The organism is Streptomyces sp. NPDC026062 (assembly GCF_055568375.1).
In genome coordinates, this window is record NZ_JBVHOQ010000094.1 from 1 (window position 1) to 8,172 (window position 8,172).

Genomic DNA, 8,172 nt, shown 5'->3' on the forward strand with positions numbered 1-8,172 from the left:
ACGGTCCGTGAGGAGATCCTGTGCGCGGCGTTCGCCGAGGTCCTCGGCGTCGACAGTGTCGGTGTCGATGACGACTTCTTCGCGCTCGGCGGCCACTCCCTGCTGGCCGTGCGCCTGGTCAGCCGGGTGCGGTCGGTGCTCGGCGTCGAACTGTCGCTGCGCACCCTGTTCGAAGCGCCGACCGTGGCCGCACTCGCGGCTCGCATGGACGGCGCCGACCGCAACCGGACGGCGCTGACGGCGCGGACACGTCCGGAGCGGGTTCCGCTGTCGTACGCGCAGCGCCGCCTGTGGTTCCTCGGCCAGCTGGATGGCCCGAGCGCCACGTACAACATCCCGATGGTGCTGCGGCTCAAGGGTGCCCTGGACGCCGGGGCGCTGAACGCGGCGCTGCGGGATGTGATCGGCCGCCACGAGGTGCTGCGGACGGTGTTCGCCACCGCCGACGGGGAGCCGTACCAGAACGTTCTCAGCCCCACGAACCTCCGGTGGGAGCTGGAGGTCCGGGAGGTGGCCGCGGTGGACGTGGACGCCGCGGTGGCCGAGGCGGCGCAGTACGCGTTCGACCTGTCCACCGAGGTGCCGATCCGGGCCTGGCTGTTCCCGGCCGGGCCGGACGAGCAGGTGCTGGTCGTGGTGGTGCACCACATCGCCGGTGACGGCTGGTCGGCGGGTCCGCTGGCGCGGGACGTGTCGGTGGCGTACGAGGCGCGATGCGCGGGGCACGCCCCGGCGTGGGAGCCGCTGCCGGTGCAGTACACGGACTACGCGCTGTGGCAGCGCGAACTCCTCGGGGACGAGAGCGACCCCGAAAGCGTCATGGCACGTCAGATCGCCTACTGGCGGGCTGCGCTGGCCGAGGTACCCGAAGAGCTGACGCTGCCCTACGACCGCCCCCGTCCGGCGGTCCTCGGCCACCGCGGCCACGGTGTCCCGCTGGAGATCCCGGCAGAGGTGCACGCGCGGCTGGCGCGGGTCGCCCGCGCCGAGGGCGTGACGGTGGCCATGGTGCTCCAGTCCGCTCTGGCGGTACTGCTGAGCCGTCTCGGCGCCGGCACCGACATCCCGATCGGCACGCCACACGCCGGCCGCACGGACGAGGCACTCGACGACCTGGTCGGCTTCTTCGTGAACACGCTGGTGCTGCGTACGGACCTGTCCGGGAATCCGACGTTCACCGAGCTGTTCTCGCGGGTGCGGGAGACGGCTCTCGCCGGGTACGGGCACCAGGACGTGCCGTTCGAGCGTCTGGTGGAGGAGCTGGCACCGTCCCGCTCGCTGTCCCGGCACCCGCTGTTCCAGGTGACACTGACGGTGCAGAACGGCGCCGACGCCCGCCTGGACCTGTCCGGCGTGGCGGCGGAGGCCGGCCCCTCGGACACCCTGGTGGCCAAGTTCGACCTGGACGTGACCGTCCGAGAGGTCTTCGACGCCGACGGCCGTCCCGCAGGGCTGCGTGGTGTCCTGGTCGCGGCGGCGGACCTGTTCGAGGTGGACACCGTCCAGCGGCTCGCGCGGCGTTTCGGGAAGGTGCTGCGGACACTCGCCGACAACCCGGCCGCACACATCGGCGCCGTCGGCATTCTCGACGAGGCCGAGCGTCGGCGCCTGGTGGTGGAGTGGAACGACACCGCGGCCGAGGTGCCGCAGGCCACGGTGCCGGAACTGTTCGAGGCGCAGGCGGCCCGCACTCCGGACGCGATAGCGGTGATCGCCGACGGCGCTGAGGTGTCGTACGCGGAGCTGGACGCCCGCGCCAACCGCCTCGCGCACCACCTCATGGCACAGGGCGTGGGCCCTGAGTCGCTGGTGGCCGTGGTGCTGGAACGCGGCGTGGACCTGATGGTGGCGCTGCTCGGTGTGCTGAAGACGAGGGCCGCGTATCTGCCGGTCGACCCTGCCTATCCCGCCGAGCGGGTCGCCCACATGGTGGCCGACGCCGCACCGGCGGTGATCCTCGGCGCCGCGGGGACGGTCGGCAGCGTTCCGGCCTCGGCCGCGGTGACGCTGATCGACGCACCGGAGACCGTTGCCGCCCTGATGGAGCAGGCGGTGCACGCGCCGGTCGCGGAGGGGACACGCTCTCTCGCCCACCCGGCCTACGTGATCTACACCTCGGGGTCGACGGGCCGACCCAAGGGTGTGGTCGTGCAGCATGCCGGCTTCGCGAACACGCGGGCGGCCGCCCAGAAGCGGTTCGGAGCCGGTCCCGGCTCACGGGTCGCCCAGTTCGCCTCGCTCAGCTTCGACAACTTCTGCCTGGAGTGGTCGCTGGCGCTGACGTCAGGCGCGGCGTTGGTGGTCGTACCGGCCGAGCGGCGCCTCGGGCAGGAGCTCTCCCGGTTCTTCGCCGAGCAGCGGATCACCCACGCGACGCTGCCGCCTGCTGTCCTCGCCGGGCTCGAGCCGGGATCGCTGGCGCAGGACGTCGTCCTCGAGGTCGGCGGTGAGGCGTGCTCGCCGGACCTGGTGGACCGCTGGTCGGCCGGGCGGGTGCTGTTCAACACCTACGGGCCGACGGAAACCACCATCGACGCCACGGTGTGGCGGTGCGCCCCCGGAATGCGGGAGGTGCCGATCGGCACTCCTGTCGGCAACGCGCGTGCGTACGTGGTGGACGAATTCCTCTCCCCGGTGCCGGTCGGTTCCGTCGGTGAGCTGTACGTGGCGGGTGCGGGTCTGGCGCGCGGCTATGTGGGCCGGCCCGACCTGACCGCGGACCGGTTCGTGGCGTGCCCGTTCGGCGCGGCCGGTGAGCGGATGTACCGGACCGGCGACCTGGTCCGCCGGGACGCGGACGGCCGCCTGCTGTTCGTGGGCCGCGCTGACGAACAGGTCAAGGTCCGCGGCTTCCGCATCGAGCTGGGTGAGGTGCAGGCCGCCGTCGCCGCGCACCCGGCGGTGGCGCAGGCCGCCGTCGTGGTCCGTGAGGATGTGCCCGGGGACCCGCGCCTGGTGGCCTACGCGGTGCTGGGCGAGGGGCCGCAGAGCGGTGAACCGGCCCAGGAGGTGCGCCGTTTCGTCTCCGAGCGGTTGCCCGAGTACATGGTTCCGTCGGCGGTGGTGGTCCTGGACGCGCTGCCGCTGACCTCGAACGGGAAGCTGGACCGCAAGGCCCTGCCCGTTCCGGAGTACATGACCGGTTCCGGCCGCGGCCCTTCCACGGTCCGTGAGGAGATCCTGTGCGCGGCGTTCGCCGAGGTCCTCGGCGTCGACAGTGCCGGCGTCGACGACGACTTCTTCGCGCTGGGCGGCCACTCCCTCCTGGCGATCCGCCTGGTGGAGATCCTGCGCGGCCGTGGTGTGTCGGTCTCGGTGCGGGCGCTGTTCCAGACCCCGACCGTTGCGGGGCTGGCTGCCGCGTCCGGGGCGGAGAGTGTCGTCGTACCGCCCCATGCCATTCCTGAGGGCGCGCGGGCGATCACGCCGGAGATGCTGCCACTGGTGGAGCTGACCGCCGAGGAGGTCGAGCGGGTCGTCGCCACCGTCGAGGGAGGCGCGGCGAACGTCGCCGACATCTACCCCCTCGCCCCCCTCCAGGAGGGCCTGCTCTTCCACCACCTCCTCGCCGACGGCGGCGAGGACGCCTACGTCTCCCCGATGGTCGTCGAGTTCACCTCACGCGACTTGCTGGACGACTATCTGCGTGCGCTGCAGCAGGTGGTGGACCGGCACGACATCCTGCGGACCGGGATCGTGTGGGAGGGCCTGCGTGAGCCGGTGCAGGTGGTGCGGCGCCGCGCCGATCTGCCCGTCGTGGAAGTCGAGCTCGACCCCCACGGCGCGGACCCGGTGGCCGAGCTGGTCGCACGGGCCGGCACGGCGATGGACCTGCGGCAGGCTCCGCTGGTCCATGTGCACCTGGCCGCCGAACCCGGCTCCGACCGGTGGCTCGCACTGTTCCGGGTCCACCACATGGTGCAGGACCACACCGGCATGGAGCTCGTCCTCGACGAGGTCGGGACGCTCCTCGCCGGCCGGGGCGACGCACTGCCCGAGCCCCTGCCTTTCCGTGACTTCGTCACCCAGGCACGACAGGGAGTCGAACGGGCCGAGCACGAGCGGTTCTTCACCCGACTGCTGGCCGACGTGACCGAGCCGACCGCCCCGTACGGCCAGCTCGACGCGCTCGGCGACGGCTCCGGCGTGGTCCGGGCACGGCTGCGCTTCGCACCGGAACTGGAGGACCGGTTCCGTGAGACCGCACAGCGGCTGGGCGCGAGCCCGGCCACGGTGATGCATGTGGCGTGGGCACGGGCCCTCGCCGCGATCAGCGGTCGGGACGACGTGGTGTTCGGCACCGTGCTGCTCGGACGCCTGAGCGCGGCGGCCGGCGCCGACCGGGTGACGGGTCCCTTCATCAACACCCTGCCGGTACGCGTGCGCGTGAACGACATGACGCCGCGGGTGGCCGTCGCCGCGATGCGCGACCAGCTCGCCGCCCTGCTGGAGCACGAGCACGCGCCGCTCGCCGTGGCGCGGCAGGCCAGCGGCGTGCCGGGCGACACCCCGCTGTTCACCTCGCTCTTCAACTACCGGCACAACACCGGACGGCCCGACACCCAGGACGACGCCGCGCCCCAGGAGGCATCCGGCGCGGGCATCAGGCTGGTGTTCGGCCGGGAGGCCACCAACTATCCGCTCTCGGTCTCCGTCGACGACGACGGTGACGGGCTCGGCCTGGCCGTCGACGCGGTCGCCCCGATCGACCCTCGGGCTGTCGCGGAACTCGTGCGCACCACCGTGGAGAACCTGGTCACCGCGCTGGACGACGAGCCGGCCGACGACCGGCGGTCGCCCCTGACCGCGGTGGACGTGCTGGGCGCGGCCGAACTCCGGCGGATCCTCGTCGACCACAACGCGACCGGTCACCGGACCGCCGCGTCGACCCTGCCCGGCCTGTTCGAGGCGCAAGCCGCCCGGACCCCGGACGCCAAGGCGATCGTCGCCGACGGCACCGAGGTGTCGTACGCGGAGCTGGACGCTCGCGCCAACCGCGTCGCGCGGCTGCTGCTCGCAGGGGGAGCCGGCCCGGAGCGCCTGGTCGCCGTCGCCGCACAGCGCGGCATCGACGCCGTGGTGACCCTGCTGGCGATCACCAAGACGGGCGGTGCCTACCTGCCGGTCGACCCCGCCTACCCGGCGGAACGCATCGCGTTCATGCTCGCCGACGCGGCTCCCGTCCTGCTGCTCAGCACGGAGGCGACCGCCCTCCCGGCCGAGGCGCTGCCCGCGGGTCTCCCGCACCTGGTGCTGGACACGGCGGATACGACCGCCGCACTCGGCGCCCTGTCGGACGCGGCACTCACGGCCGAGGAACGCCCCGTCCCCGCCCACCCGGACGGCGCCGCGTACGTCATGTACACCTCCGGCTCCACCGGGCTGCCCAAGGGAACCGTGGTCCCGCACCGGGCCATCGACCGCCTGGTCCGCGACGGCGGCTACGTCGAGCTCGGCACCGGTGACACGGTCGCCCACCTGGCCTCGGCGTCCTTCGACGCAGCGACCTTCGAGATCTGGGGTGCACTGCTCAACGGCGGCGCCCTCGCGGTGGCACCGCCCGGGGCGCCGTCCCTCACCGAACTCCGGGAGTTCCTGACGAGCCACCGGGTCACCACCCTGTGGCTGACGGCCGGACTGTTCCACGAAGTGGTCGACCAGGACCCCGACATGCTGCGCGGAGTCCGCCGGCTGCTGGCGGGCGGGGACGTGCTGTCCCCCGCGCACTGCCGCGCGCTCCTGGACCGACTGCCCACCGTCCAGCTCCTCAACGGCTACGGGCCGACGGAGAACACCACGTTCACCGCGGTGCACAGCGTGCGCCCCGCCGACGTGACGGACCTGGCCGGCGTGCCGATCGGGGCCCCCGTCTCCGGCACCCGCGTGTACGTTCTCGACGAGCGGCTGCGTCCCGTACCGGTGGGTGCCGTGGGCGAGCTGTACACGTCGGGTGCGGGTCTGGCACGCGGATACGCGGGCCGGGCGGGCCTGACCACGGAGCGGTTCGTCGCCTGCCCGTACGAGCCGGGTGAGCGGATGTACCGCACCGGTGACCTCGCCCGCTGGAACGCGGACGGCCGGCTCGAGTATCTGGGCCGGGCGGACGAGCAGGTCAAGATCCGCGGGTTCCGCATCGAACCCGGCGAGATCCAGGCCGCTGTCGCCGCGCACCCGTGGGTGGCCCGGGCCGTGGTGATCGCCCGGGAGGACACGCCCGGCGACAGGCGTCTGGTGGCGTACGTGGTGCCCGGTGACGGCGCGGCCGGCCAACCGGCCCCCGACCTCAGGCAGTTCGTGGCCGCACGCCTGCCGGAGTACATGGTCCCGTCGTCCGTGGTGACCCTGGACGCGCTGCCGCTGACGCCGAACGGGAAGGTGGACCGCAGGGCACTGCCGGCCCCGGAATACGGCGCGGAATCCGGCCGTGCACCGTCGTCCGTGCGCGAGGAGATCCTGTGCGGGGTGTTCGCGCAGGTCCTCGGCGTGGAGCGGGTCGGTGTCGACGACGACTTCTTCGCCCTCGGCGGGCACTCCCTGCTGGCGACACGCCTGGTGAGCCGGGTGCGGTCGGTGCTCGGGGTCGAGCTGTCGCTGCGCACGCTGTTCGAGGCGCCGACGGTCGCCCGGCTGGCGGCCCGCATCGACGACGCGGACCGGGCCCGGGTGGCACTGACGGCGCGGGAACGCCCGGAGCGGATTCCGCTGTCGTTCACGCAGCGCCGCCTGTGGTTCATCGGCCAGCTGGAAGGCCCGAGTGCCACGTACAACATCCCGACGGTGCTGCGGCTCAACGGGGCCCTGGACGCCGGCGCCCTGGACGCGGCGCTGCGGGACGTGATCGGCCGCCACGAGGTGCTGCGGACGGTGTTCGCCACCGCCGACGGGGAGCCCTGTCAGCGTGTCCTCGGCATGACGGAGCTGGACTGGCGGCTTCAGGTCGCCGAGGCCGTTCCCGCCGATGTGGACGCCGCGGTGGCCGAGGCGGCGCAGTACGCGTTCGACCTGTCCACCGAGGTGCCGATCCGGGCCTGGCTGTTCCCGGCCGGGCCGGACGAGCAGGTGCTGGTCGTGGTGGTGCACCACATCGCCGGTGACGGCTGGTCGATGAGTCCGCTGGCGCGGGACGTGTCGGTGGCGTACGAGGCGCGACGCGCGGGGCACGCCCCGGCGTGGCAGCCGCTGCCGGTGCAGTACGCGGACTACGCGCTGTGGCAGCGCGAAGTCCTCGGCGACCCGGACGACCCGGACAGCGTGCTCTCCCGGCAGGTCGCCTACTGGCGCGAGACGCTCGCCGGCGCCCCGGAGGAGCTGACCCTGCCGTACGACCGGCCCCGGCCGGCCGTCGCCTCCCACCGCGGACACACCGCGTCACTGGAGATCCCCGCGGAGGTGCACGCGCGGCTTCTGGAGGTGGCCCGCGCGGAGGGCGTCACCACCTTCATGGTGCTCCAGTCCGCTCTGGCGGTACTGCTGTCCCGGCTGGGGGCGGGTACCGACATCCCGATCGGGTCCGCCCATGCCGGACGCGTCGACGAAGCGCTCGACGACCTCGTCGGATGCTTCGTCAACACCCTCGTGCTGCGCGCGGACCTCTCCGGGAACCCGGCCTTCACCGACGTGCTCGCCCGCGTCCGCGAGGCCGGACTTGCCGGCGGGGCACGCCAGGACGTGCCTTTCGACCGGCTGGTCGAGGAGCTGGCCCCGGTCCGCTCCATGGCGCGCCACCCCCTCTTCCAGATCGTCCTGACGATGCAGAACACCATCGAGGCGGTCCTGGACCTGGGTGACGTCCAGACCAGTCGGTTCGGGGCGGGCGCCGGCGCGGCCAAGTTCGACCTGGACGTCCTGATCGCCGAGGCGTTCGACGCCGAGGGCGCACCCGCCGGATTCCGCGGCACCGTCACCGTGGCCGCCGACCTGTTCGACGCCGAGGCGGCCGACCGGATCGCCGGCGCCCTGCCCCGTGTGCTGGAGGCGGTGGTCTCCGATCCGCGGCTGCGGCTGGGTGAGGTGGAGGTCGTGGAGGAGGCCGAGCGGCGCCGGGTTCTGGTGGAGTGGAACGACACTGCGGCGGAGCTGCCCACGGGTTCGGTGGTGGCCGGGTTCGAGGCGCAGGTGGTGCGTGCTCCGGATGCGGTGGCGGTGGTCGCCGAGGGTGTTGAGGTGTCGTAC

The 8,172-nt window shown here is 73.1% G+C and carries 1 protein-coding gene; it reads left to right on the top strand.

What is annotated here, in order from left to right:
• The coding region (locus tag ACZ4LX_RS37505; RefSeq protein WP_467651792.1) for an amino acid adenylation domain-containing protein at positions 1-8,172 on the top strand (8,172 nt) is incomplete at both ends.